General features: G+C 33.4%; 27 protein-coding genes. 22 read left to right on the top strand and 5 right to left on the bottom strand.

The window, feature by feature from the left end; all coding sequences use genetic code 11:
• The first annotated feature begins 39 nt into the window (after positions 1-39).
• Entirely contained in the window at positions 40-1,452 is a 1,413-nt protein-coding gene (locus QZU75_RS01265) for a lactaldehyde dehydrogenase (RefSeq protein ID WP_296881135.1), read from the top strand.
• Positions 1,453-1,599: 147 nt separating this feature from the next.
• Here the strand turns inward: QZU75_RS01265 and QZU75_RS01260 are convergent, their stop codons facing one another.
• Complete coding sequence (locus QZU75_RS01260) at positions 1,600-2,322, bottom strand: tRNA-binding protein (RefSeq protein ID WP_296881134.1); 723 nt, start codon at positions 2,320-2,322, stop codon at positions 1,600-1,602.
• Between the two features lie 153 nt (positions 2,323-2,475).
• Between QZU75_RS01260 and QZU75_RS01255 the strand changes: the two genes are divergently transcribed.
• The 4 genes from QZU75_RS01255 (at position 2,476) to QZU75_RS01240 (ending at position 5,119) form a co-directional block, all read left to right on the top strand.
• A complete protein-coding gene (locus QZU75_RS01255; protein ID WP_296881133.1) occupies positions 2,476-2,868 on the top strand; it encodes a PRC-barrel domain-containing protein in 393 nt (130 codons plus the stop codon).
• Between the two features lie 70 nt (positions 2,869-2,938).
• Complete coding sequence (locus QZU75_RS01250; RefSeq protein WP_296881132.1) at positions 2,939-3,703, top strand: aspartate dehydrogenase; 765 nt, start codon at positions 2,939-2,941, stop codon at positions 3,701-3,703.
• Complete coding sequence (locus tag QZU75_RS01245; protein ID WP_296881131.1) at positions 3,703-4,416, top strand: tRNA(His) guanylyltransferase Thg1 family protein; 714 nt, start codon at positions 3,703-3,705, stop codon at positions 4,414-4,416. The genes QZU75_RS01250 and QZU75_RS01245 overlap by 1 nt, the downstream gene beginning before the upstream one ends.
• 4 nt (positions 4,417-4,420) lie before the next feature.
• Entirely contained in the window at positions 4,421-5,119 is a 699-nt protein-coding gene (locus QZU75_RS01240; RefSeq protein ID WP_296881130.1) for a Mov34/MPN/PAD-1 family protein, read from the top strand.
• 55 nt (positions 5,120-5,174) lie between these two features.
• On the opposite strand, the gene serA is transcribed toward QZU75_RS01240, so the two are convergent.
• Positions 5,175-6,749, bottom strand: a complete 1,575-nt coding sequence (serA, locus tag QZU75_RS01235; protein ID WP_296881129.1) for a phosphoglycerate dehydrogenase — start codon at positions 6,747-6,749, stop codon at positions 5,175-5,177.
• 178 nt (positions 6,750-6,927) lie between these two features.
• On the opposite strand from serA, the gene QZU75_RS01230 reads away from it, so the two are divergent.
• Positions 6,928-7,266, top strand: a complete 339-nt coding sequence (locus tag QZU75_RS01230; protein ID WP_296881128.1) for a heavy metal-binding domain-containing protein — start codon at positions 6,928-6,930, stop codon at positions 7,264-7,266.
• On the top strand, positions 7,253-8,068 hold the full coding sequence (locus QZU75_RS01225; RefSeq protein ID WP_296881127.1) for a hypothetical protein: 816 nt from the start codon (positions 7,253-7,255) through the stop codon (positions 8,066-8,068). Before QZU75_RS01230 ends, QZU75_RS01225 begins: the two co-directional genes overlap by 14 nt.
• Here QZU75_RS01225 and QZU75_RS01220 read toward each other — a convergent pair.
• Both QZU75_RS01220 and QZU75_RS01215 read right to left on the bottom strand, forming a co-directional pair.
• Positions 8,065-8,451: a hypothetical protein gene (locus QZU75_RS01220; protein WP_296881126.1), complete on the bottom strand. Its 387-nt coding sequence runs from the start codon at positions 8,449-8,451 to the stop codon at positions 8,065-8,067. The two genes, QZU75_RS01225 and QZU75_RS01220, sit on opposite strands and share 4 nt — an antisense overlap.
• A 9-nt stretch (positions 8,452-8,460) precedes the next feature.
• Positions 8,461-9,393 (bottom strand): transcriptional regulator, encoded by a 933-nt coding sequence (locus tag QZU75_RS01215; RefSeq protein WP_296881125.1) that lies wholly within the window; start codon positions 9,391-9,393, stop codon positions 8,461-8,463.
• Between the two features lie 72 nt (positions 9,394-9,465).
• On the opposite strand from QZU75_RS01215, the gene QZU75_RS01210 reads away from it, so the two are divergent.
• From QZU75_RS01210 to QZU75_RS01160, 11 genes are all read left to right on the top strand, one after another.
• Positions 9,466-10,725, top strand: coding sequence for a DUF1743 domain-containing protein (locus QZU75_RS01210; RefSeq protein WP_394350223.1), 1,260 nt, complete (start codon positions 9,466-9,468; stop codon positions 10,723-10,725).
• A gap of 216 nt (positions 10,726-10,941) precedes the next feature.
• Positions 10,942-11,856 (top strand): DUF3100 domain-containing protein, encoded by a 915-nt coding sequence (locus QZU75_RS01205; RefSeq protein WP_363139628.1) that lies wholly within the window; start codon positions 10,942-10,944, stop codon positions 11,854-11,856.
• On the top strand, positions 11,857-12,348 hold the full coding sequence (locus tag QZU75_RS01200) for a hypothetical protein (RefSeq protein WP_296881123.1): 492 nt from the start codon (positions 11,857-11,859) through the stop codon (positions 12,346-12,348). It begins immediately after the preceding gene.
• Positions 12,349-12,500: 152 nt separating this feature from the next.
• Positions 12,501-13,397, top strand: coding sequence for a DUF3100 domain-containing protein (locus QZU75_RS01195; protein WP_296881122.1), 897 nt, complete (start codon positions 12,501-12,503; stop codon positions 13,395-13,397).
• Positions 13,397-13,888 (top strand): hypothetical protein, encoded by a 492-nt coding sequence (locus QZU75_RS01190; RefSeq protein ID WP_296881121.1) that lies wholly within the window; start codon positions 13,397-13,399, stop codon positions 13,886-13,888. Before QZU75_RS01195 ends, QZU75_RS01190 begins: the two co-directional genes overlap by 1 nt.
• Before the next feature lie 89 nt (positions 13,889-13,977).
• Positions 13,978-15,384 (top strand): MmgE/PrpD family protein, encoded by a 1,407-nt coding sequence (locus QZU75_RS01185; protein WP_296881120.1) that lies wholly within the window; start codon positions 13,978-13,980, stop codon positions 15,382-15,384.
• A 5-nt stretch (positions 15,385-15,389) separates the two neighbouring features.
• Complete coding sequence (locus QZU75_RS01180; protein WP_296881119.1) at positions 15,390-16,292, top strand: peptidase; 903 nt, start codon at positions 15,390-15,392, stop codon at positions 16,290-16,292.
• Positions 16,293-16,296: 4 nt separating this feature from the next.
• Positions 16,297-17,169 (top strand): fumarate hydratase, encoded by an 873-nt coding sequence (locus tag QZU75_RS01175; RefSeq protein WP_296881118.1) that lies wholly within the window; start codon positions 16,297-16,299, stop codon positions 17,167-17,169.
• Positions 17,170-17,212: 43 nt separating this feature from the next.
• On the top strand, positions 17,213-18,013 hold the full coding sequence (locus QZU75_RS01170) for a citryl-CoA lyase (protein ID WP_296881117.1): 801 nt from the start codon (positions 17,213-17,215) through the stop codon (positions 18,011-18,013).
• A gap of 1 nt (position 18,014) precedes the next feature.
• Positions 18,015-18,524: a nitroreductase family protein gene (locus tag QZU75_RS01165; protein ID WP_296881192.1), complete on the top strand. Its 510-nt coding sequence runs from the start codon at positions 18,015-18,017 to the stop codon at positions 18,522-18,524.
• 40 nt (positions 18,525-18,564) lie between these two features.
• Complete coding sequence (locus QZU75_RS01160; protein WP_296881116.1) at positions 18,565-18,864, top strand: hypothetical protein; 300 nt, start codon at positions 18,565-18,567, stop codon at positions 18,862-18,864.
• On the opposite strand, the gene QZU75_RS01155 is transcribed toward QZU75_RS01160, so the two are convergent.
• The gene (locus QZU75_RS01155) at positions 18,854-19,183 is read right to left on the bottom strand and encodes a hypothetical protein (protein WP_296881115.1); all 330 of its coding nucleotides are present in this window, start codon (positions 19,181-19,183) and stop codon (positions 18,854-18,856) included. The two genes, QZU75_RS01160 and QZU75_RS01155, sit on opposite strands and share 11 nt — an antisense overlap.
• Positions 19,184-19,247: 64 nt before the next feature.
• Between QZU75_RS01155 and QZU75_RS01150 the strand changes: the two genes are divergently transcribed.
• The 4 genes from QZU75_RS01150 to QZU75_RS01135 form a co-directional block, all read left to right on the top strand.
• On the top strand, positions 19,248-19,598 hold the full coding sequence (locus QZU75_RS01150) for a hypothetical protein (RefSeq protein ID WP_296881114.1): 351 nt from the start codon (positions 19,248-19,250) through the stop codon (positions 19,596-19,598).
• A 165-nt stretch (positions 19,599-19,763) separates the two neighbouring features.
• Positions 19,764-20,078 carry an ATP synthase archaeal subunit H gene (gene ahaH, locus QZU75_RS01145; RefSeq protein WP_296881113.1) on the top strand — a complete coding sequence of 105 codons (315 nt, stop codon included), beginning with the start codon at positions 19,764-19,766 and terminating at the stop codon, positions 20,076-20,078.
• A 12-nt stretch (positions 20,079-20,090) separates the two neighbouring features.
• Entirely contained in the window at positions 20,091-22,118 is a 2,028-nt protein-coding gene (locus tag QZU75_RS01140; RefSeq protein WP_296881112.1) for a V-type ATP synthase subunit I, read from the top strand.
• Between the two features lie 64 nt (positions 22,119-22,182).
• Positions 22,183-22,665: V-type ATP synthase subunit K (locus QZU75_RS01135; RefSeq protein ID WP_296881111.1), on the top strand; the 483-nt coding region annotated here is incomplete at its 3' end.

Genomic DNA, 22,665 nt, shown 5'->3' with positions numbered 1-22,665 from the left:
ATTAGTATTAGTATAAAATACTTAATCAAGGTGATAAAAATGGATATGCTGATTGGAGGAAAACACATTTCAAGTGATGATTTGGCTGAAGTAAAAAATCCATATAATGGTGAAATAATTGATACAGTTCCTATTGCCCATAGACAAACTGCAGATTTGGCAATAACTGAAGCAAACAGTGCAAAGGAAAGTCTGCAGGAAATGTCTGCTTTCAAGGTTTCAAATAAACTGTTCAATGTAGTTGAAAAACTCAAGGATAATCGGGAAAATTTTGCAAGGCTATTGTCTATGGAAGTTGGAAAACCGATTAATGAATCTTTAGTTGAGCTTGATAGGTCAATTGAAACTCTTAAGCTGGCTGCTGAAGAGGCAAAAAGAATCTACGGCGAAAGTGTCCCATTGGATGCCGGTTTAAATGGAAAAGGATTTTTTGCATTTACACAACGTTTGCCTTTAGGCGTTGTTGCAGCTATTACTCCATTTAACTATCCTTTAAACTTGACAATTCACAAAATTGCACCTGCAATTGCATGTAAAAATACTGTAATCATAAAACCTCCAACAGAAGCGCCCTTGACTGTTATGAAATTTGCAGAACTGTTAAATGAGGAATTTCCCGAAGGTGTTGTAAATACAGTTACAGGATTCGGTTCTGAAGTTGGAGACTATCTAGTCACATCATCCAATGTTGATAAAATTTCATTTACTGGAAGCGTTACAACAGGACTGATGATATCTCAAAAAGCAGGAATGAAAAAAGTTACATTGGAACTTGGCGGAAATGATCCTATGGTGGTGTTGAAAGATGCAGACATTGATAAGGCAGTACGCGGAGTAATCAATGGGGCTTTTTTAAATGCTGGCCAGGTCTGCATGGGCGTTAAAAGAATCATCATTGAAGATGATATTGCTGATGAATTTGCAGATAAATTGGTAAGTAAAACTGAAGAACTGGTAATGGGCAATCCGTTGGACAAATCAACTACTCTTGGAACATTAATATCTGAAAAAGCGGCAATTCAAGTTGAAGAAACTGTAAGTAATGCTGTAAGTGATGGGGCTAAAATCCTTACTGGAGGAATTCGTGATGGCGCATTTTATCAGGCTACAGTAATTGATAATGTTACACCAGATATGGATTTGGTGATAAATGAGACATTTGGCCCTGTAGCACCGATTATTCGTGTAAATAATATTGATGAAGCAATAAATGTAGCTAATGATACAGAATACGGCCTTCAGGCAGGGGTATTTACAAACAATTATCAAAATGCAATGAGATGTGTTGGTGAAATTGAAGCTGGAACAGTATTTATAAACAAACAGTCAACTTTTAGAACTGATAACATGCCGTTTGGTGGGTTTAAAAATAGTGGAGTTGGTAAGGAAGGCATTAAATATGCTGTAGAAGAGATGACAAAAACTAAGCTAATTGGATTGAATTTAAGATAGATTTCTATCTTAATATCATTTTACTCTAAGTATCAATACTAATTTAATCTTTATTTTGGCAAGGATGCCTTGACTTCTTAAGGACGAGGATGAATTGCCCTTTTTGTTTAGCGCGTAAAATACATGAAAATAAGTTTTATAAAAAACTTATTTTAGGTAATTTTCAACTAAATTACGGGTTTCATTAAGGGATTCCATTGGGATTCCTTTAGGCATTTGGCCAAGTTCCCCATCAACATCTTTAAGGATGCTTCCGTTCATTCCTAAAAACATTCCTTCACTGACGATGTCACTGAATGATTGTGGTGGAAGTAAGGAGACTCCAACTTTATTGTCATCTTTAACATTCAAATCGTTGGTAACAACAGTGATTGCACGTTTTCCCAAATTTACATTACAAAGCATTAGGTTTTCATTTTTCGGATGTTGTGTAACGCTCATTACCTCTCCGACTTTAATGTCAACACCCATAATAGGGTCATTGATTGGACCTAATGCCAATCTGTCTTTTAGGCCGATTATTGTATCTAGGAAAAATCTCACTTTTGCAATGTTTTCCTGGGTTTTTTCTCTATCTTCCTTTGGAGCATTGTTTAAAAACTTTTTATTCCAGTCATCTCCACCTAAATATTCAATAATTTTTAAAGCTTTTTGTTTTAATGCTTCAACATCGGGAGAGTTTACCAATTCATCTCCTTCCAAATAAGAATAAGTCAATGATTGAAAATCACTATTCATTTGTTTTCCCAAGTTGACTGCTTGCTTTTTATTCCAGCTACCTCGAAATGAAGCTGTTGGAATGAGATTCAAGTAATTTTCTCTTGCTTTGCTTGCTACTAAAATTCTATAATCTTTTGTTGTATCCCACAATTTAACGTCTCCTTTTAATCTAAATAATATTTTAATTTTATAATTTAATAAATTTTTGCAATAAAAACTTTTTAAAAACATAAATTATTTATATTAACAATTAAATAAATTTATACATATTTATTAAATTTATTATTTGTTTGTGGTGTAAGAATGGTAGAAGTTTCAAAATTACGCAGTTTAGATATTTATACCAACACAGGACATTATGTTGGTCGTGTAGAAGATGTTGTTCTTAATATTAGATTAGGAACTATTTCAAAATTACAAGTTAGAGCAATTGAACAAGAAAGAAGGCCTACTGGTTTTGTTAATCAATTTTTAGGAAGTATTCGTGGTGAAACTCCGGAGGATAATGATATGAGATCCTTCCAAAATGATGTATTGTCAGTTGATTTTGATAAAGTTCAAGCTATTGGGGATATTATGTTAATTAACCCTAGGGACATGAAAAAAATAAACCATGAACCTCAAATCCCTGATGCACCAACTCCAAGACAACCTGAAACTCAGCCACAAAATGAAACTCAAGTTCAATTCGACTAAAAGATTAGAAATAATCTTTTAAATTCTTTTTTTATTTAATATTTTTTAATAACTTACTTTAGGTGATACTATGAAGGTAGGTATTATAGGATGTGGAGCTATCGCTAACATTATTACAACCAGCATGGTTCCCGAAGATAATGGTATTGAAATTGCATATTTTTTTGATAAAGATATAGAAAGAGCTGAAAATCTGGCAAGTTTGGCCGGTGGAGTAGCTGTGCTTGATTTTAACGATATGTTGAATAATGTAGATTTGGTTTTGGAATGTGCTTCACCGGACTCTGTTAAGGAACTTGCTCCAAAAATATTAAAACATGGAAAAGACATGATTATAATGAGTATTGGAGCATTTATGGATATGGATTTTTATACAGAGGTATTGGAAATTGCCAAAAAGAACAATGCCAAAATACATTTGCCGTCTGGTGCGGTTGTTGGTTTGGATGGAATAAAGGCAGTAGCCAAATTCGGACTTGAGGAAGTTAATCTCGTCACACGCAAATCTCCTAAATCTCTTGGAAAGGAAATTGATAAAGAGGAAATCCTTTTTGAAGGAAAAGCTTCAGAAGCAGTTAAGGAATTCCCGTTAAACATTAATGTTGCAGCAACTATTAGTATGGCATGTAACAGGGATATTGATGTTAAAATTATTGTCGATCCGAATGTTGACAGGAATGTTCATGAGATTACTGCAAAAGGTGATTTTGGTGAATTTAAAACTATAACTATGAATTATCCGTGTGCAGCCAATCCTAAAACAAGTATGCTAGCAGCACTTTCAGCAATCAGGTTGCTTAAAAGTTTTAATGAAACTATCAGTGTGGGAATGTAATGAAGGAATTTGAAGTTTATTCATCACTTAGAGTTCCGAAAAACTCTAAGATTATCATGCGTTTGGATGGAAGAAGCTTCCATTCTCTGGCTCGTGATTTGAAACTGGTTAAACCATATGATGAAAATTTTTATAAAGTAATCTCTGAAGTCTGCAAAGACCTGTTTGAAGAATTTTCACCGATTTTTGTTTACACCTTTTCTGATGAAATAAGCTTGCTTTTTGATAAGGTTCCTTTTGACGGCAGGGTTGAAAAACTCAATTCTGTTGTTGCGAGTTTCACAGCCAGTTCCTTCGTCATGCATTATGGCGTCCAGTTTAAAAAGCCTCCTGCTTTTGATTCAAGGATTATTCCTGTAACTGATGGTGATATCTATAACTATTTCAAATGGAGACAGGATGAGTGCTGGAGAAATTGTGTCAATTCACATGGAATTTCGTACCTCAAATCGAGGTATTCAAATTCTGAAGCGAACGATAAAATAAAAGGCATGAACTTAAGTGATGTTCAGGAATTATTGTTTGAAAATGGCATTAACATTAACCATGTTGAAACCTATAAGAAAAGAGGAATTGGAATATATAGGAAAAATAAAAAAGTGGTCGGTTTTAACAAAAAAGAAAATAAAAATCAGACATCATACAGAAGCTATGTTTGTGCAGACTGGGAAATCCCTATATTCAGTGAGGAATTTTTTAATCAGTTAAGGTGATTAAATGAGTTTTATATCAAAATTATTAGGCAATGATGATGAAGAGTTTAGAGAAGTGAGAGTTGATAGGGAAGTTTTGGAATCTGTAATTTATTATTCAAAAAAAGCTTATCCGAATGAATTTCTGGCATTTTTTGACGGTGAAATTAAAGATAAAATTCTTTATATTACTAGTTTATTATTCGTACCTGGCGAAACCTGTGAGACCGGTGCTGTTGTTCACACTGAACTGATTCCGATGACTACTAAATATTTAGGATCTGTTCACTGCCATCCTGGACCTAGTGCAATGCCGTCTGATGCTGATTTAACAACTTTTTCCAGATATGGATATTTTCACATGATTGTTTGTCTTCCTTATTCCCTTGAAACATTTAAGGCCTATGACAGGTATGGTCAGCCTATGGATTATAGCATTGGCGATTATGGTTATATGGTTGAGGATAATCCTGATGATTTTTTCGATGAAAGTGACGTTGTAACTGATGATGATGAATTTAAACCTGGTTTTTTCGATGAAAAAGATGATGAATTCTTTAAAAATCTAAATGATGAAGAAATGCATCCAAATCATTATGAGGAATTCGAAAAGAGAAATCAGATTAATGTAATTTCCAATACTCAAATGCCAAATCATGTAATTAAAATAGAACTTAATCCCGACGGCAGTATTAAAAGAGTTTCCAGGGATTTCAAAGACTAATTTTTAATGGTTGAAAAAAATAAAAAATAAAAAACAATATGGTGAAAATTGTTTTTTATAGTTCTAATCCGTTAGCTTCATAAACATTGTCTAAAGCTTGGATTTCTTTTATAACATCTTTTGGAATTTCTTTATCTAAAGTCAGAACCATGATGGCTCTTCCACCTTTTTCATCTCTTCCAACTTGCATAATTCCGATGTTTACATTATGTTCTCCTAATTTTGTACCTATTTTACCAATGCTTCCAGGAACATCCTCATATTTTGCAATAAACATGTGTCCTTCAGGAATAACATCGACCCAATAGTCATTTACTTTTAGGATTCTTGATTCGTGTAAGTGTGTTCCGATAGCTGAAAACTCGTCATTTGCACTTCTAGCAATAATTTTAATTAATGAGTCATATCCTCTGGAATTGCTTTTTCTACCTTCTGTAATGCTTATTCCTCTATCTTTAGCAACAAGAGGAGCATTTACTGCATTGACAGGTGAACTTAGGAATGGATTTACTGCACCTTGAATAACAGTTCTTGTTAATAATTCAAGATTGCTGATTTCTGCTATTTCACCACTGTAAATGATTTCAATTTCTTTAATTTTACCGTTAACACCTTGTGAGATAAAGCTACCTAATTTGTCACATAATTCCATATATGGAGCTAACTCTTGGTAGGTAGCACTGTCAATACGTGGCATGTTTAATACATTTGCAGGTGATTTGCCTTTAGCAAGTTCAATAATTTCTTCAGCCACGATAATAGCAGCATCTCTTTGAGCTTCCTTAGTTGAAGCTGCAATGTGGGGGGTTAATACAATATTGTCAAGTTCAAATAATTTTGAATCTTCAGCAGGTGGCTCTTCTTCGTATACGTCTAAAGCAGCTCCGCCAATTTTATTATTAACTAAAGCATCATATAATGCGTCTTCATCAATGATTCCTCCACGAGCACAATTTACAATAAATGCAGTATCTTTCATTAATTCAAATTGTTCTGCAGATATTGAGTGTTTGGTTTCAGGAGTAAGTGGCACGTGAATTGTAATAAAGTCGGCATTTTTCAATACGGTGTCCAAATCGGTTAATTCTACACCCATCTGTTTTGCAACTTCTTCAGGTAAATATGGATCATAAGCCATTGCATCCATTTCAAATGCTTTACATCTGTTTACTACCTGTGAACCGATTCTTCCCATACCGATTACACCAAGAGTTTTATTTCTAAGTTCTACGCCCATAAATTTTTTCTTTTCCCATTTACCTTCTTTAACAGATTTGTCTGCAATAGAAATCTTACGAGCCATACTGAGAATTAATCCCATTGTGTGTTCAGCTACGGTAACGGAAGTGGATTCTGGTGAGTTAACGACCATAATACCTTTTTCAGTTGCAGCTTCTAAATCGATGTTATCTACTCCGACACCGGCTCTTGCGATTATTTTTAAGTTGTCTGCTTTTTTAATAATGTCTGCAGTAAGTTTTGTCCGACTTCTAACGATGATTCCATCGTATTCATGAATGGTATTTTCTAATTCTTCAGGAGTAATGCTGGTATCTACAACAACTTCAGAATACTCCCGTAAAATTTCAATACCCTTCTCATTAATTGAATCAGCTATGAGTACTTTCATATTTTCACCATAATTTTAAAATGAATATTTAATAATAAATATTATATAAAAATATATTTTTTATTATATTTATAATTTAATTAAATATTTGTCTTGAACAATATTTTAATATGATAAATTAAATAATAAGTATTAAAGTGGATGTTTTATCTACTTTATAATTAAAGGAGAAAATATTATGGTATCTGTAGAACAATTTCCAATATCAACTGCAAATGATATTCCGGGATTTAAAATAGTGGAAACAAAAGGATTCATTTATGGTTTAACTGTTAGAAGTAGAGGTGCCGGTGGACAAATTGGTGCTGGAATAAAATCTATATTCGGTGGTGAAATCAAACAGTATGTAACCATGATGGAAGAATCAAGGGATGAAGCATTAGAAAGAGCAATTCAACATGCACAGGAGTTAGGTGCTAACGCTATTGTTGCTATCAGATTTGACTCAAATGAAATATCTGATGTAATGCAAGAGATTCTTGTTTATGGAACTGCTGTTGTAGTTGAAAAAGAATAGTGATACTGTGTTTTTTGAGGATTTAAATTTTAAAGGTAAATCAATTCCGCAAACAATTTTGGGTTCAGCTCCATTTCTTGCGGAACTTTACTTTGGACACAGATCAAGACTGTATCAATTGGATTTATATGATAATCCTCAGAATATGGCTGACGTTATTGAAGAGTCATATAATCAGGGAATCAGAGCTATAAATCTTGTCAATGATCCAAATTTGCTTGAAGCATATGACATTGCTTTGGAAAGGGGCTGCAATATGAAAGTCATTGCAACCATTGGTAAATCTGACATTGATTACTTGAATCCCAATTATGAAATTGCAAAAGAAGTTGATTGGGACGAAGACATTGAGCTCTTTTCAGGCTATGACTGTCCGTTAATGTTAATTGATGAATTTATTGTTGACGGATATGACTGGAAATTGACTTCTAAAATTTTATCTGAAATTAATCTCACGGGTTCACTTTCAGGTTTGATTACTGCTTTTCCATCACGCACCGCCGATTTGATTCCTCAAAATCTGGATATGGATTTGTTTGATTTTTATATGATTCCTTTCAATTCACTTTCTTATATGATGGACATTAGTGCATTTAATGCTTCTCAAAGGGAAGAGTTTAAACAAAAACTGCTGGGTCTTAATAAGAAGATTATAGCTTCAAAAGTATTGGCTGCAGGCGTATTGAATCCAAAAGAAGCATTTACTTTTTTAAGCAATATTGATTATGTAGATTTAATCACATTGGGTGTTGCTAAAGTTGAAGAGGCCAGTGAAGACTTTTCAATTCTAAAAGAATTTTAGAATTTGACTATTTCATATTCTTCAAATGGAACAATGCCTTCAGCTTTCATAGAATCATTTAAGTCTTTTAATCCATTGATTAAATCTTTTATATTTTTATTTGATGGTTTTTTACCTGTAATCTGCAGGTATTGTCTTGGAGAAATTTCACACAGTTCACATTCAAAGTTACAGCATCTGTTTTTTTCTTCACATCCGTATCCTTCTTGAGCTTCATCTGTTCCAATTACAATATCATCAAGAATTTTTGATACTCTTTCATCAGATGCAAACATAGCTATTTTTTGTGTTTTTCCACATATTCCAATTGCATTTTGTCCTTTGTAATTGCAAACCCATTTAATGGGATGGTTTTCCATATCTGTAATTTGTAAGTTTTCCATATTATCACTTTAATTTTCTTTTCTCTCTTTTATTAACTTTAATAATTCCTTTGAATTTTCAAATTCTTTCAATTCCCAGGATTTTATAACTGGGATTGTACCAATGGACTCTTTTATTTTTTTATTGTTTATTATAAAAACAGGTTCTGATGTTGTAACCATTGACAGGTCTTTCAGTGGAACTGCCATTCTTTTTAAGGTTTTTTCGGTTCTGTTTTTTTCAACATTAGTAAGCAATGGTGAATGCTTGTCCGAACTTTTCATTTTTGCAACTGCATCAAAAGGACCTTTATTTGTAGATAATACTCCATATCCTAGTTTGGATAAATCATTAACATCATTACTATATTCAATATCCTCTTTTTGAGGTTGTTTTAACAGGTCAATGTCTAATGTTACTTTTGTATTCAGTATTTCTTCTAAAATCATGGCAGTCTCAGTATTTGCACGGACAATCCCATTTTCATATTTATACATTGTAGCACGTGAAACATGTGCAAGATTGGCCAAATCTTTAAGTGACATTGAATATTCTTCACGGTATTGCTTTATGACATTTCCATCTATCTTTACAAAATATCCTCCTCTGTCAGCTAGAATTTCAGGATATTCATTATAGACAATCATATTTTTAAATGTGTCCAGGCCGATTGTTGGAATATCATACCTTTCATAAATAACTCCTTCTTCAAGAAGGCCATTTCTTGATTTTTCTCCAATGATTATTGGTGAAGCAAGAAAAATATTGGCCAATTGCTTCATTTCATGAGCATTATGTTCATTGATACTGTCAATGTTTAAAAAAGTTTTTAAAAGTAAAATTAACAGGTTTTTTCTTGCTACGATATCAAATGATCCCTGATCATAAATGTCTGAGGTTTTATAGCCCTGTGATTTTAGTAAATTTTCGATTTGCTGTAACAAGTTTGCACGAGTTAACATTGGATTACCTCTATATAATTAAACTATTTATTGTTATAATTCTAATATTTTAAATACTTAAAGGTGATTTAAATTAATGTTTTACATATTGGAATAGATGACACTGACTCTCCCGATGGAATGTGCACAACATTTCTGGCCAGTCAGATAATCAATAAACTCAAAGAAAATGAAATTGATATTTTGGATTATCCAAGATTAATAAGATTAAATCCTTTTGCCAGATTTAAAACCCGGGGAAATGGAGGAGTCAGTTTTAAAATTGAAAATGATGAAAAGGCAGATCTGGCTCGTAGAATCGTATTGGAAGAAGTGGAAAAATTATCAATGTTTGATTGTGACAATACAAATCCTGGTGTAATCTTTTATGAAGGCGAAATTACAGGTGAAATGGAGGATTATGCATTCAGAGCTATTTATGAATTCATTACTATTGGGGAAGCGGAAGAATTTGGAAAATCCGTAGGATGTGAGATTCATAAATTCAAAAAAGGAAGGGGGATTATAGGTTCAATTGCCGCAATTAGTCTGCCGTTGTCTGATTTTACATTTGAACTGCTCACTTACAGATCATCTGAAAATTATGGAACTAAACGCCAAATAGATTATGAATCAGTTTATGAAATGGATAAAAAAACATTTCCAGATACATTTGAAAATATTGATTATGGAGAAAATTACATTGCAATAGAACCCAAAACTCCATGTCCTGTATTATATGGGATAAGGTCAAATACTGTTGAGGCATTGAAAACCGCTAAAGGCATTGTCAGTGTAGGTGAGCCTGTTGTGGACTGGTGTATTTTTAAAACCAATCAGCATACTGATATGCATATTCAAAAAGTGGACAATATTGATTCAATGAAACAGTTCGGATGTTATGAAGTAGTTGGGGAGGTTAAAAATAAACCTAAAATCATTGATGGCGGGCATATGTTCTTTTATATCTTTGATGAATCTGGTGAAATTGAATGCGGAGCATATGAGCCAACAAAATCATTCAGAAATACTGTTTCTGATTTACGTCCGGGCGATATCATCAGGGTATTTGGAGGAATCGGTGAGCAAAATACTTTTAACATTGAAAAGTTTCAGGTTATTAGTTTGAACGATGTTGAGTATAAAAATCCTGTTTGTGAATGTGGAAAAAGGATGACTTCTGCCGGAAAAAATAAAGGATTTAAATGTAAAAAATGCGGAAAAAAAATTGAATCTAGCAAAAAAGTTCCTATTATTATCAATCGAAATTTAAAAAATTCAAAATTTTATGAAACGCCGGTTTCTGCAAGACGACATTTATCAAAACCCCTTTGTAGAATGGATATTAATTAAAATATCCATTAATTATCTTTTAATGCTATTTTAAAACTTTTATACTATTTATTTTTATATTTTTTTTGTTCACTTTTTGAGAATTATTTATCTTTTTTTTATTATTTTAATACACTTTTTTAGAACTTTTGAGAACTAAATAGTATGTATTTAAATAGTAGTTTTTTTAAGAGATAATTGTAATTAGCATATTTTTTATGCTGGGCGGGAGAGGGTATTATTTCAAATAATGATGATACGAATGAAATTCAACATATTTATCGTGAAAAAACGGATAAACGTATTCTAAAGAAAAATCCCTGGAAAGATTATGGGTTACATTTAACTGTACTGCTTTTAGTAATTATTGCTGAGTTAATCGGGCCGATAAAGATACCGATTACACAAGGAGTCGAAGTCAGCATAATGCCTTTGCTTTATACTATGGTTCTTGGTTTGGTATTTTACCTTGCAAAACCAATCACATGGATTCAAAGAAAACAATCCAGAGTTGCTGAAGGGGCGATGATGCTTTTTATTGGTGTTTTAATAGCAAAATTAGCTGTTTCAAGTGGTCAATCAATTCATTTAATCTTTGAAATGGGTCCTGCATTGCTGTTGCAGGAATTAGGGCATTTGGCCACAATTTTCATTGCACTTCCGGTCGCTATACTTTTAGGATTTAAACGTGAAACAATAGGTATGACCAATTCAATTGGCCGTGAACCTGAAGTAGCAGTGGTTGTAGATAAATATGGATTCAATTCTCCGGAATCTAGGGGAATATTTGCTCTGTTTATTGTTGGAACAATTATAGGTACAGTATTTATTAGTTTTTTAACAAGCATTTCTGTTTCAGTTTTACCTTTACATCCTTTTGCATTTGCTATGGCTAGTGGTGTAGGTAGTGCAAGTATGAATGCGGCATCTCTTGGACCTACTCTTGCAGCATTTCCTGGATTGGAAACTCAAATTGAAGCATTTGCAGGGTTCAGTAATCTGCTGTCATTTTCTATAGGAATATATATTGTAATTTTCATTGCACTTCCTTTAACTGAAAAATTATATGAATTTTTAGAGCCTAAATTAGGTAAAAAAGCTATATTCACTCAGGAAGATGAATCAGATATTAATCAGGAAGGGGGAGAATAAATGACAGAATTCATTGACGGATCTGAAAATATTTCTGTTCATGGTGTTTTTAACTGGATATTGCTTTTGACAATATTTTCTGTTATTACTGTTGTAGGCAATTATGTTGGATATAAACACCCTATTGCTGATTCATTAGTTGGAATGGCAATTTTATCTTTAATCACATTGGCTGGCGTGTGGATGGAAAGAAAACTTCCGTTTAACATTTCTTCTATTATCTATATCAGTGTGATGGGAATAGTATTGGCATTTCCGGGAATGCCTACTTCAGCTACTTTGATTCATTATGTTTCTCAAGTTGAACTTTTATCAATTGTTACTGTATTTTTAGCTTATGTTGGAATTGGTATGGGTAAAAGCTGGAATGAATTCAAAGTATTAGGTTGGAGAGCCATAATTATTACAATTCTAGTTATTGCATCCACTTATCTTGGGTCTGCTATTGTAGCCCATATTATTCTTGTTTTAACAGGCGTTCCGGCTGCTTAAAACTATTTTTTCTCTTTTTGTGAAATAGTATTACTATTTTTGAATTATTTTGTTCTTATTTTGTGAATTTTTAAAGTTTAAAACTTATTAATTTAAATATTAGATTTTAAAAAATTAATAATTATAACTGTAAAATATTTTTATTTTCATGTTTGGAGAGGATTATTATTCCTGATGAAGATGGGCAAATAGAGCATATATATCGTGAAAAAACCGATAAAAGAATTTTAAAGAAAAATCCTTGGAGGGATTATAGATTACATGTTACAGTACTTATTTTGGTAGTTATTGCAGAATTAATAGGTACAATTAAAATTCCTCTGACTAAAGATGTTGCTATTACTATAATGCCCTTAATCTATACAATTATTTTAGGTCTTGTTTTTTATCTTGCAAAACCAATTAAATGGATTCAAAGAAAGCAGGCCCGTATTGCTGAAGGGGCTATGATGCTTTTTATTGGTGTTTTAATTGCAAAATTGGCGGTTTCCAGTGGTCAATCAATCAGTTTAATTTTTACTATGGGTCCTGCATTGATATTGCAGGAATTAGGACACTTGGCTACAATTTTGGTTCTTCCAATAGCGCTTCTTTTAGGATTTAAAAAAGAATCTATTGGTATGACAAATTCAATAGGAAGGGAACCGAATGTAGCAGTTGTTGTTGATAAATACGGTTTTAATTCTCCTGAATCCAGAGGAGTTTTTGCAATATTTATTATTGGGACAGTTATCGGTACAATATTCATTAGTTTCCTTGTTACTTTTTCACTGTCATTCCTGCCGCTGCATCCATATGCATTTGCAATGGCTAGTGGTGTTGGAAGTGCAAGTATGAATGCGGCAGCTATTGGACCTACTCTTGCAGCATTTCCTGGATTGGAAACTCAAATTGAAGCATTTGCAGGATTCAGTAATTTACTTTCATTTTGTGTTGGGATTTATATAGTAATATTTGTTGCTCTTCCATTAACAGAAAGAATGTATAACTGGCTGGAGCCTAAAATTGGAAGAGAATCAATAATTCCTGAAAAGGGGGATGATGAATAATGCCTGATTTAATCGACGGATCTGAAAATGTTTCTGTTCACGGTATTTTCAATTGGATTTTATTATTGGCAATATTTTCAATAATTACTGTAATCGGAAATTATCTGGGTTATCAACATCCTATGTCCAGCTCATTGGTGGGAATGGGCATATTGTCTCTCATCACTCTTATTGGGGTGTGGCTTGAAAGGGAACTTCCATTCAACATTTCATCTATTTTATACATAAGTGTAATAGGTATTGTAATTGCATTTCCTGGAATGCCTACATCTGAATTCGTACTTTATCACGTTTCTCAAGTTGAGCTTTTATCTATTGTAACTGTATTTTTAGCTTATGTGGGTATTGGTATGGGTAAAAGCTGGGATGAATTCAAGGCTTTAGGTTGGAGAGCAATTGTCATAACTATTTTGGTTATTGCAGCTACATATTATGGTGCAGCTATTGTAGCTCACATAGTATTGGTCTTATCAGGCGTTCCTGCAGTTTAAACGCTTTTTTTATTTGTTTTTAAAAAATTGTTTTTCATTAAAAGTTAAATTTTTAATCTACTTTGTACATATATTATTCTAGGTGTTTTATGTTTTTAAAAAATATTTCTAAATTTATTTCAAATTATCGTTATGAACAGGCAACTGTGGAATCCATCACCACTGTAAAAGCTGCGTTTTTAGATTTTTTTGGAGTGACCTATCGGGGATCAGACGAAGACGCTTCAAAAATAGCTTTTAATACTGTTGAAGAAATATTTTCTGGAAACCTTAATCTAAATTTAAATGCTTCAATTATCGGGAAAAATCTAAAAGCAGATATGCTGAGTGCTGCTTTTTTAAATGGTGTTTCAGCACATGTGCTTGAATTGGATGATGGTCATAGGGGTGCTCAGATTCATTTGGGAGCAGTGATATTTCCAACAGCATTGGCAATCTCCGAGGCTCATGATTTAAGCGGAAGGGAGTTTATTGAAGGTGTTATTGTTGGTTATGAAGTGGGGATATTGCTTGGAAAGATTGTAAATCCCAATCATAGAAATAAGGGATTTCATACAACCGGAACAATAGGTACTTTTGTTGCAGGGGCGGTAGCTTCAAAACTATTAAAACTTGATGAAAATCAAATCCTGAATGCATTGGGATTGTGCGGAACTCAGGCTGCAGGACTTTTGGAATCCGACCATGGAGGTTCTATGGGCAAATCTCTGCATGCAGGAAAAGCTATTTATAATGGAATTTTATCATCCGTTCTTGCAAGAAACGGTTTTACAGGTAGCGGAACCATATTTGAAGGTAATGAAGGATTTTTGAAAACCATGGTCTATGATGATGACTATACAATTGAAGATTTCTCACTGGAAAGTGTCTTAAAAGAGATAGGCAAGGTAAGAATAAGGGATATTTACTTTAAGAAATATCCGTTCTGCAGACACATTCACTCTTCAATCGATACTGCATTAAAATTAAAGGCAAGTATTGGGGATGAATATGACCATATTCAAAATATTGCCGTTAAAACTTATTCTGTTGCAGCAGAGCATAACAATTTCAATCCTAAAAATATTGAAGAATTAAGACAATCCCTGCCGTATGCAGTTGCTATTGCACTTGTGGTTGGTGAAGTTACTGTTGATGATATAAATCAGTTATTGGAATTTGGTCTTTTGGAGAACTATTCCACTGTTGATAAAATTAACAGTATTAAAAATCTTGTAAACAGGATGGTAATTCTGTCTGATGATAAGTTAAATGATTTATATCCTGAAAAAAGGCCATCGAATGTAATTATTAAATTGGATGAAGTATTCAGAAACGGTGTATTTCAAAATATTACCATGCTTCCAAAAGGGGATTTTGAAAATCCATATCCGTTAACAGAGCTGATTGACAAGTTCAAATCAAATAATCCTCTTTATGATATAAGAAACCTCACTGTAATTGATTCTCTTGAAGATTATTCCATGAAATATGTTGTTCAAAAATTAAATGGGTAGATAGTATGGATGAAACAAAAGAATTTTTAAAAAAGATTGGGATTAAAGAAACTTTTGACGAATTCAAATCCTATAAACGATTTAATGATAGTGGACAATATCGTTTTGAAGTTCCCGGAATTCAATCTCCAAAGACCATGGATGCTCTTTTAAAGGAATCTGTTAAAAACAATGTTTTTATCCATCGAGTTACTCAGACAAAGGGAATCATGCTCTTAAGTGATGAAGATATTATAGAAATGGTTAATCTGGCAAAAGAGTATGGCTGTGAATTATTTTTATCAGTAGGTCCAAGGGCAACATATGATACCTCTGCTACAGTTCATACAAAAGAGGGCAGCAGAATAGGTTACAGGCTAAGAGGTTATGATAATCTGGTTTATGCAATTGAGGATGTAAAAAGAGCATGCAAATTTGGTGTCCGTGGAATCTTATTATATGATGAGGGCTTACTTTGGGTGTTAAATAAGATGAGAAAAGATGGTGAAATTCCTGAAAATACTCATTTTAAATTATCTGCACATGCAGGTCATTCAAATCCTGCATCTGCAAAATTACTGGAAGAAAATGGGTTGGATTCATTAAATCCTGTACGTGATTTGCAGATACCAATGATTGCAGCCATTAGAAATGCTTGTGATATGGCTATTGATTTGCATACTGAAAATCCTAAATCCACTGGAGGTTTTATAAGACATTATGAAGTTCCTAAATTCATTGATGTGGCAGCTCCTGTCTATTTAAAAACTGGAGGTTCAGTTGCGGCAACTCATAACTGGGACACCACAGAAAAAGAGGCAATAGCTCGCATAAAACAGGTAATGCTTGTTAAAAGAGTCATTGATACTTACTGTCCTCAAGCTATTGTGTCACCTGCAAAATCCGATGATTTATCAGTTCCTGAGTGATTTTATGGATATTATTAATGAAATTTCCAAATCAATTATTTCAGCATCAACAGCTGTCAGTGATGATAAATTGAAGGCGTTGGAAAATTCCATCGACAGCGAGGTAAATGAAAATGCAAAATGGGCATTGTCCCAAATGCTTGAAAATTATCATGTTGCGGGCAAAACCAAATTTCCATTATGTGATGATACTGGTATTCCTCATGTTATTGTTGAGATAGGCTCCAAAAGGGAAATAACAGGGGAATTGTTGAATCAGATTCATGAAGGTATTGCTCTGGGTTTAAATAATCTTCCTGCAAGGCCAATGGCAGTTAAAGGAAATGAAATTGAAAGAATCGAACAGAGCAAGGGTTTATATGAAAAACCGGGAATGTTGAAGCCGGCTTCTATTTTAATTGATTCAGTTAATGATGAATCCACATATAAAAGGGACACAGAACCTGATGTGCTAAATCTACATTTTATCCTTGAAGGTGGAGGTCCGGAAATAAGAGCAAAAACATACCGGGTATATCATAAAAGGTCTTTTTTTAATGTAATTGATACTGCTGTGGACTGGTTAAAGGAATCTCTTAATTTACTTGGATGCACACCATCAATTCCATCAATAGGTATTGGAAGGACACACTACGAAGCAAATGCACTTCTTTTGAAATCAATTGTATATGGTAATTTGAACAGTCAAAGCGAAGTGGAAAATTACGTTACTGGTGAATTAAATAAAACAGGAATTGGACCAATGGGGTTTGGTGGAAAAACAACTGTTTTGGGTTCTTTTGTAAATATTGGTAATCAAAGAGCAAGTGGTGTTAGAATTGTTGCCATCAGACCATCTTGTTTTGTGGAGCCAAGAGTAGCAACATTAAAATTATAATTATGATAATAGTTAATATTAACAAACATAAAGGTACATAAAAATGCAAGAAAATAATTTTAGAGTTAATCCTCATTCCTTAAAAACAGCCATATCTCGTGTGGAAACCGATAAGATAGTAACAAGAGGTTATAACCAGCGGGACTTGATAGATAAAATCAGATATAGTGACATGGTCTTTTTATTGTTAAGGGGAAGATTGCCTACCATTGAGGAAGGCAAAATTTTCAATCATGTTCTGGTTTCATTTTGTGATCATGGAGCAACCCCTCCAAGCACTCAGACTGCAAGGCTTGTTGCTTCATCAGGATCACCCTTAAATTCAGCAGTCGCAGGAGCGCTTTTGTCATTTGGACACAAGCACGCAGGAGCTATTGAACAAACAATGGAACTTTTCCAGTCAAAAATTGCTTCAATATACTCAACAGGCGATTCTGATATTGACAATAAACAGATAGCAAGTTTGGCCATTGAATTATACAGTGATTATGTCCTTAAAGGTAAAAAACTTCCAGGTTTTGGTCACCGGTACCATAATGTGGATCCTAGAGCTGATGAACTGATGAAAATTATCATTCAGAGAGGTTTTATCGGACCTCATATAAAACTTGCTTTGGCACTTGAGGATCTGGTATATGAAAAAAAGCAAATCAGACTTAATGTCGACGGTGCAAATGCAGCAATTTTGTCTGATTTGGGATTCAGTCCTGATTTGGGATTGGGAGTTTTTATGATTGGAAGAATTCCTGGAATAATTGCACATATTCATGAAGAAAAAATGGATGAAGAAGAATTCAGGCGTTTTTGTGACCTTGACGATATAATATACGATGCAGGTAGATAAAATGGAATTTATTGATGTAATTAAACAAAGATATAGTGTAAGAGGATACTTGGACAAGGAAGTTGAAAAGGAAAAACTTGAATATGTTTTAAAGGCAGCTACAATTGCTCCGACAGGCGTTAATGCACAGCCTTTTAAGGTATATGTTATTGACACCAAAAAGCATAAAGAAGCTTTATCTAAAATTTATGCCGCTAAATGGTTTGTTGAAGCTCCTTATGTGCTGTGTGTTGTTGCTCTAAAAGATAAAGCATGGACAAGACCGTGGGACAGTAAAAACATTGCTGATATAGATGCTACTATCGTAATGGACCATATGATTTTAGCAGCTCAGGATGTTGGTCTTGGAACATGTTATATTGGTGCATTTAAAAAATATGAAGCACATAAATTCCTGAACTTGGATGAAAATGAAGAAGCAGTATTATTCACTCCATTGGGATATGGTAATGCTGAACCTCGTGAAACTCCTAGAAAGGAATTGGATGAATTTGTAGTTTATATAGATTAAAATGCAGCTATTGATACTTAGTGCAGGTAATTCCAAGGAAATGGAAAGCATCTCTGAGGAATTATCTCAAAAAAAATTTAAAGTTACCCAACAGGAAGAAAATTATATTCTAATGACAAAAAAAAGATACGGCAATATTTTAATCCAGGTAGTTTGCCTGATAATTGCTTTAAGCATTTTTTGGCCGTGTATTATTATTAATGTATTGTATTTTTCATATTCCTATTTATGGGCATCACCTAATGTGCTTATAACAACTGAAACCCTTTCAGATAAGGGTGAACCTTTAGAATTTAATAGTATGGATGAAGTGTTAAACAAGGCTAACGCTATTTTATAATCTCATCTACACTATATTCTTCTATTTTTCTGATTATAAGCGGATTTTCACTGTTAAGATATTCTGATTCTTCGCCTATTTTTGCTTCAATGAATACCAAATCCGCACTGGGTTCTGTAAATAAGGTCATTATGTCCGATAAGAAATCATCATAGTCCTTTTGGACATTTTCATCACTGAATCCTAATCTGGGAAGTTCGTTTGTCCAGATGTCTTCTCCAGGGGAGAATTTTTTATCATAAATCTTATCTTTTTTTATTGCGCTGTCCATAGTAATTGAAAAATTTTTGTTAAGAATTATCCAAACTGCTCGTTCCATATATATTCATTAAACTATAATGATATAAATAATATGAAGTAAAGATAGAAAAGTAAGTGTTATTATGGCAAATATAAAAATGTTTAAATTATTAGGTGTAATGTTAGCAGTAATGTTAATTGTCTGGGCTGTTTCTCCATTTTTAAGACACCAGCCAATAACCAATGATGTTATGGCTACAGCAATAATTTTTATTTTAATAGCTATTGCCTACTTTATAATTCTGTATAACCCTAGTTGGACCAAGGCGGTTTTCTTTTTTGAAGGGATTGTTATTGGTGTAAGCGGGTATATGTTATTGGGTCATCCCTACAATATTGAATTTGCTGTCGTGGGTTTGATTATCATTTTAATAGCAATTTTAGCTTATTTACAAAAACTGCCACCTAGTATTTTAAAATGGTTCTATAGATAAATTATTTATCTTTTATTCTTTTTTTTATTTAATATTTTCATGTAATTATTATTTTTTGAATGCTTTTTTTTAATTTATTTTAAATTTTACGAATTCTTATCAATATTAAATAGTAAAAGATATATATATTGCACAATAAAAATAAATACACCATGGTGATTTATTATGGCAGAGATATCAGACGCAATCGCAATGATAAAAAAAGCGGAATCTGACGCTCAACAACTTATTGTTGATTCAGAAGCTCAATCAAAAGATTTGATTGCTGAATCAAAAGTAAAAGCTGAGGAAATTATTTCTCAAGCTAAAGGTGAAGCTGAAGAGGAAGCGAAAAATACTGTTTTTGATGCAGAAGATAAAGCTAAAAAAGAAGCGGAGGACATTGTCAAAAAGTCTGCTGAGGACGTTGCAGCCTTAAAAGACAAAGCTATGGCAAATGTTGATGAAGCTGCTTCTATAATTGTCAAAAATATTATGTAGTGTGAGGATTATATGTTCAAGACAGCTAGAATGCAGAAAATTAGAATAGTTACACTTGATAAGTATGTGGCTCCTACAGTGGACGCTCTCCACGAATCAGGGCTAATACAAGTCAGTGATATTTCTGATAGCATTCAGCAAGATCCTGAATTAGCGGAATTAGTTGCTCCTGCTAAAGCTACTCCATATACTGGAAAGCTATCTTCTCTTCTTATGAAAACAAATGGTATATCTGAACTATTAGGAAATTCTTTATCAGAAGGCCATGGGTTAAAAGACACATTGATGTCTTTTATTAGTCCTGATATGCCGGTTCAAAAAGAAGTAGAAAAATTAGATACTGAAGCTTTTATTGCAAAAGCTGAAGACACTTTAGCCCAGGTGGAAAGTAAAACAAGTGTTATTGAGCATAAACTAGCCGCACTCGACGCTGAAACAAGTGAACTTAACTCTAATAAAAGTTTAGCTAATCACTTATCTAATTTTGACATGGATTTAGCACTTTTAAAAGATTCTGAGTACACTTCTACTACTGTTGGTAGGATTAATGCTGAATCTACTTCAGAAATCAAAAATGAATTGAGTAAATTGACAGATGAATTAGACATATTCTTTGTTCCTACAGAAGATAAGCAAAGTAACATTGTCACTGTAGTAACATTAAAGGAATATAGTGACGAAGTTTATTCTACACTTCGTAAATATGACTTTGAGAAAATTGAAATAGGTAATGTTGAAGGAACTCCTCAAAAGATTATTTCAAATGCTGATTCTAGATTATTGACCATTGAATCAGAACGTGCTTCTGTTAAATCAGAATTAAAAGCAGTTGCTGAACAATGGGATGATGATATATTGGCTCTCAAAGAACAGTTAGAAAATGAAAAAGAAAAGAACGAAATTCTTTCATCTTTTGTTCGAACTGACGATGCATACATTCTTGAAGCATGGGTGCCTGTAAAAGACACTGAAAAGGTTGAACAATTGGTTGAAAAAAGTTCTGATGGACATTGTGCCTTTGAAACAATAGAGGTTGAAGGTACAGATGATGAAGATGTTCCTATTTTACAACAAAACGGATGGTATGCTAAACCTTTCGAATACCTTGTTGATATGTACTCTCCGGTACGTTATAATGCAATCGATCCAACAATATTTGTTGCAATCACATTCCCATTCTTCTTCGGTTTCTGTTTAACCGATGCAATATATGGTTTATTCGTATCTCTCATAGGAGTAGTATTATTAAAAGGAATGGGTAAAATTAAAGAATCCATGAAGGCATTTGGTTGGATTTTAATCTGGTCCGGTCTGTGGGCGTTTATACTGGGTATGATAACTAATGGTTTCCTTGGAAACTTCCCGGACAAGTTCTTTAAATATAAATTGCCAACTGTAATTAATGCTGTTGATGCTTTTAAACATCCTGATACAATATTAATTATCGCAATCGCAATTGGTCTTATTTACACAAACATCGGTTTCATCTTAGGTGCGATTAACAACTTAAGATACGGTAATGTTAAAGAGGCTATCGGTTCTCAAATTTGTTGGTTTGTTTTTGAAGCAGGAATTATTCTACTTGCTTTAGGATTAAATATACATGCAAGGTTCGGAATCCCACTTCCTTCATTAGGTTTAGTAGGAACTGTAATAGGTGCAATATTAATCGTTGCAACTATTGGAATGCTAGTCTGGGCTAACGGAGCATACGGTGTAATGGATATTTTCGGTTTCTTGGGAGATGTTTTATCCTACGCTCGTCTTTTAGCATTATGTTTAGCAACTGGTGGTATTGCTATGACAGTAAACATTTTAACTGGATTAGTCAATGATATGGTTCCTTTTGTTGGTATTATTCTTGCTATCATAGTATTTATTGGCGGTCATATAGCAAACTTCATGTTCCAAGTATTGGGTGCATTTATTAACGCTTTACGTCTTAACTATGTGGAATTTTTCTCACAATTCTTTATGGAAGGTAAGGGTAAATTCGAAGCTTTCAAAGCAAAAAGGACATTTACAAAAATTAAAAATTAAAAATTTTTCATTTATATCTTAAATTAAATTTAAAAAATCAATATTATTTCAAAGGTGAAAAAATATGGCAGAAATAGGATTAGGTGCTGCTTTAGCTGCTATTGGTGCTGGAGTAGCAATAGGTTTTGCTGGATTAGGTTCCGGTTTAGGTCAAGGTATGGCAGCTGCTGGTTCTGTAGGTGCAGTTGCAGAAGATAACGACATGTTTGCAAGAGGTATTATTTTCTCAGCATTGCCAGAAACTCAGGCTATTTACGGTTTCTTGGTAGCAATCTTATTATTAGTATTCTCCGGTTTATTAGGTGGAGATAGTACTAAATTAACTTTACAAGCAGGTATTATTGCTATCGGTGTAGGAGCATCCATCGGATTTGCAGGTTTAGGTTCCGGTATGGGACAAGGTATTGCTGCAGCATCTTCCGTCGGTGCTATTGTAGAAGATAACGACATGTTTGCTCGTGGTATTATTTTCTCTGCATTACCAGAGACACAAGCTATTTACGGTTTCTTGATTGCTATTTTACTTATGGTATTCGGTGGAATCTTA

Source organism: uncultured Methanobrevibacter sp., assembly GCF_902764455.1.
GTDB lineage: Archaea > Methanobacteriota > Methanobacteria > Methanobacteriales > Methanobacteriaceae > Methanocatella.
The sequence above is the reverse complement of the archived record's forward strand: the minus strand, read 5'-3'. Positions and strand labels throughout refer to the sequence as shown.

Bases quoted from the DNA above. Each gene is read 5' to 3' on its own strand.
- QZU75_RS01240 (WP_296881130.1), top strand. From the start codon at position 4,421: ATGAGTTTTATATCAAAATTATTAGGCAATGATGATGAAGAGTTTAGA.
- QZU75_RS01215 (WP_296881125.1), bottom strand. From the start codon at position 9,393: ATGTTAACTCGTGCAAACTTGTTACAGCAAATCGAAAATTTACTAAAA.
- QZU75_RS01150 (WP_296881114.1), top strand. From the start codon at position 19,248: ATGGCAAATATAAAAATGTTTAAATTATTAGGTGTAATGTTAGCAGTA.
- QZU75_RS01245 (WP_296881131.1), top strand. From the start codon at position 3,703: ATGAAGGAATTTGAAGTTTATTCATCACTTAGAGTTCCGAAAAACTCT.
- QZU75_RS01200 (WP_296881123.1), top strand. From the start codon at position 11,857: ATGACAGAATTCATTGACGGATCTGAAAATATTTCTGTTCATGGTGTT.
- QZU75_RS01250 (WP_296881132.1), top strand. From the start codon at position 2,939: ATGAAGGTAGGTATTATAGGATGTGGAGCTATCGCTAACATTATTACA.
- ahaH (WP_296881113.1), top strand. From the start codon at position 19,764: ATGGCAGAGATATCAGACGCAATCGCAATGATAAAAAAAGCGGAATCT.
- QZU75_RS01255 (WP_296881133.1), top strand. From the start codon at position 2,476: ATGGTAGAAGTTTCAAAATTACGCAGTTTAGATATTTATACCAACACA.
- QZU75_RS01160 (WP_296881116.1), top strand. From the start codon at position 18,565: ATGGAAAGCATCTCTGAGGAATTATCTCAAAAAAAATTTAAAGTTACC.
- QZU75_RS01185 (WP_296881120.1), top strand. From the start codon at position 13,978: ATGTTTTTAAAAAATATTTCTAAATTTATTTCAAATTATCGTTATGAA.
- serA (WP_296881129.1), bottom strand. From the start codon at position 6,749: ATGAAAGTACTCATAGCTGATTCAATTAATGAGAAGGGTATTGAAATT.
- QZU75_RS01230 (WP_296881128.1), top strand. From the start codon at position 6,928: ATGGTATCTGTAGAACAATTTCCAATATCAACTGCAAATGATATTCCG.
- QZU75_RS01170 (WP_296881117.1), top strand. From the start codon at position 17,213: ATGCAAGAAAATAATTTTAGAGTTAATCCTCATTCCTTAAAAACAGCC.
- QZU75_RS01265 (WP_296881135.1), top strand. From the start codon at position 40: ATGGATATGCTGATTGGAGGAAAACACATTTCAAGTGATGATTTGGCT.
- QZU75_RS01155 (WP_296881115.1), bottom strand. From the start codon at position 19,183: ATGGAACGAGCAGTTTGGATAATTCTTAACAAAAATTTTTCAATTACT.
- QZU75_RS01190 (WP_296881121.1), top strand. From the start codon at position 13,397: ATGCCTGATTTAATCGACGGATCTGAAAATGTTTCTGTTCACGGTATT.
- QZU75_RS01175 (WP_296881118.1), top strand. From the start codon at position 16,297: ATGGATATTATTAATGAAATTTCCAAATCAATTATTTCAGCATCAACA.
- QZU75_RS01165 (WP_296881192.1), top strand. From the start codon at position 18,015: ATGGAATTTATTGATGTAATTAAACAAAGATATAGTGTAAGAGGATAC.
- QZU75_RS01220 (WP_296881126.1), bottom strand. From the start codon at position 8,451: ATGGAAAACTTACAAATTACAGATATGGAAAACCATCCCATTAAATGG.
- QZU75_RS01180 (WP_296881119.1), top strand. From the start codon at position 15,390: ATGGATGAAACAAAAGAATTTTTAAAAAAGATTGGGATTAAAGAAACT.
- QZU75_RS01140 (WP_296881112.1), top strand. From the start codon at position 20,091: ATGTTCAAGACAGCTAGAATGCAGAAAATTAGAATAGTTACACTTGAT.